The organism is Synechococcus sp. R55.2, from assembly GCF_047462075.1.
Classification (GTDB): domain Bacteria; phylum Cyanobacteriota; class Cyanobacteriia; order Thermostichales; family Thermostichaceae; genus Thermostichus.
On record NZ_JANSIH010000394.1, the window covers coordinates 1 to 2,934 of the forward strand.

General features: G+C 45.8%; 1 protein-coding gene. It reads left to right on the top strand.

Annotation, left to right across the window (positions count from 1 at the left end; genetic code table 11):
* Positions 1–316: 316 nt before the first annotated feature.
* Complete coding sequence (locus NW838_RS12700) at positions 317–2,500, top strand: DEAD/DEAH box helicase (protein ID WP_414428145.1); 2,184 nt, start codon at positions 317–319, stop codon at positions 2,498–2,500.
* Positions 2,501–2,934 lie beyond the last annotated feature (434 nt).

A 2,934-nucleotide genomic window follows, 5' to 3' on the forward strand; every position in this document is an offset into this window, starting at 1 on the left:
CAACATAACAAGGCACTGCACCCGACCTTGAGGTAGAGTACTGATTGGGATCCTTGGTTTGGGGTGGCGGGTGAGGTCGGCCGTTATGTTGCCAGCGCCAGAGCTGTGCCTTGTCAAGGCTGTTGGTGAAGGGGCGCTGGCGTCTGTGGGTAGTTGAACCGATCGGTGGAAAATTTACACAACATAACAAGTCACTGCACCCGACCTGATGTTAAAATTCGAGAAATACCCAAAACTGCTGGCGGCGGGTGAGTTCAGCCGTTATATTGCTTGTCTTATTAGTCAAATAGATTTAGTTTAGTCATTTGGAGACAGCATGTCAGAAGGTAAGTTCCAGAACTATGCTCCACTTAACCCAAACACAGCAGAGAAAAAGTTTTGGGAATGCCTCAAAAAGACATTTCAGAATGAGCCATGCGTAGCTTACTTTAGGTATCCAATTTTTAAACGCACAGGCAATCTCACCAGAGAACCTGACGTTATCTTTATGCACAGAGATTTAGGATTGTGGGTATTTGAGTGTAAAGGGTGCAGGATCGCTAACATTGAAAGTATCGAAGGGCATCAGTGGAAAATGACTAATTGGCATAGGGAAGAGGAATTGCCTATGCTTCAAGCTGAGGATGGCATGCTTGCAATAAGTGCGAAACTCGCAGAACGAAGAGAAACACGAGGACTGGTCACCTCACACTACAGAGTGGTGTTACCCTTTGTTAAAGGGCAAGAATGGCAAGATAAGGGATTTTCTGACTTGCCCTGTACCCAAGGCGTTGTTTTGCTGGAGGAGGATCTCAAGCCATCGACTCTCCGAGAAAAACTACAGTTGGGCGCTTGCGAAAAACCACAGCGTCCTCTATCTGATGAACAGTGGCAAAACATCGTTGCTTTACTGGGCGGTTCGCTACCAAGACAAGAACCTAGAGCCATACCCACAGGAACACCACCCGAAAATCCTGTAAGAGTCATCCATTATCTGGAATCTCGCCTTCGTTTTCTGGACGATCAACAGCAAAAGGTAGCTTTTGAGGTTCCAGATGGCCCTCAGCGTGTTAGAGGATTAGCAGGAACAGGGAAAACCGTTCTATTTGCCAAGAGAGCCGCAAAAATCCATGCCGCGCACCCTGACTGGAAAATTGCTTTTGTGTTTTTTACACAGGCACTTTACGACCAAATCATAGGTTTAATCAGTCTTTACTATCGTGAAATGGTTCGGCAGGATGAAGGAGATGTAGAGCCAAACTGGCACAATGTACAAGTACTACATGCTTGGGGTTCAAAAGAGCGTAACGGTTTCTACCGTAACTTAGCCCAAAAATCGGGAATATGTCCTCTGAGTGTCAAGGATGTAAGAGAGAGGATGGGGCGCAACTGCTCTCCATCAGAGGCTTTTGAGTATGTTTGCGATGATCTGGAGAAAAGGGTACCGAACATACCTGTACTTTTTGATGCGATCTTGATAGACGAAGGACAGGATTTGCCCCCATCCTTCTATCGATTAGCTTATAAAAGTTTATCTGACCCAAAACGACTTTATTGGGCATACGACGAAGCACAGGGGATTGGAACCCTGACGGTACCTCGTCCTTTGCATATCTTTGGGCTTAATCCAGATGGAACACCAGTAGTAGATTTAGGTGGGAACAAACTTCCTGATGGAACCATAACCAGCCCTACCTACGAAGGAGGACTGCGCAAGGCACACAATTTAAACCGATGCTACCGAACACCTAAAATGCTTCTCATGGCTGCTCACGCTATCAACATGGGCTTACTGCGACAAGAGGGTTGTTTGCAAGGAGTGAGTAACAAAGAGGATTGGGAAAAACTAGGTTACACTGTTCTGGATGGAGATTTTTCAGATGCAAGTGTCAAAGCTGGCAAAACAGTCACAGTTACGCGCGAGGCAAAAAACAGCCCTCACCCCATAGACAGTGATGATTTTCCTCACAAGGACGCTTTAGGCTCACCTTTACGCATCCAGACTTTTTCGGATGAGTTGGAAGAGCAGGAATGGATTGCTCAACAAGTGGAGGAAGATCTGAAGTTAGGCTTCGACCCTTGGGACTTGTTGATTACTTGCCCCACTGGTGATAAAGAACAGCAGTACTTTGAAGCAATAAAATCTAAACTCTCAAGTCGAGGTATCCAAAGCGTTATTGCAGGTGTTGATACAAATCTGGATATCTTTCGCAAGGATAACTGCATCACGATCTCAACAATTTTCCGAGCCAAGGGCAATGAGGCGTGGAAGGTTTATGCTTGCAGATTTCATTGTGCTACCCAGCCATTAGCTTGGAGAGGAGAGTCAGAACTACAGAAGCGTAACGAAGCCTTTGTTGCACTTACACGAGCGCGTATCTGGTGCGTTGTAACTGGGGTTGAGGGTGCGAGCCCAGTTTTTGAAGAATTGAGAGCTATTGTGCAACAGTACCCAAATCTAACCTTTAAAGCATTCAATCAATCCTCATTGAAAAGGATTAATGATGAAGATTTTGAATAGCAAATTAGAAACTCGTATCAATATTTACTACCAATTGTAAGTGCAACATAACAAGTCACTGCACCCGACTTGAAGCTATACTTTAGTCATTACCCAAAACTATAGCTAGGTAGGTTAAGGTTGTCGCCTTAAGATTCTGGGAAACCAATGTGGGGCTACGCCCAGCGACCCATATCATGCCAACCTTTGTATGCTTAGCTATACTGGTGGCGGGTGAGTTCAACCGTTATGTTGCCAGCGCCAGAGTTGTGCCTGGTCAAGGTTGTTGGTAAGGGGGCGCTGGGGTCTCCAGGTAGCAAAGGCAATCGGTGTAAAATCTACACAACATAACGAGTCGCTGCACCTGACCCAGTGTTATGTTCTGAGCAGTTCCTAAAGCTGTTAGTAGCAGGTGAGCTTAGCCGTTAGCCAGCGCGACTTAATCTCAAGTGTAA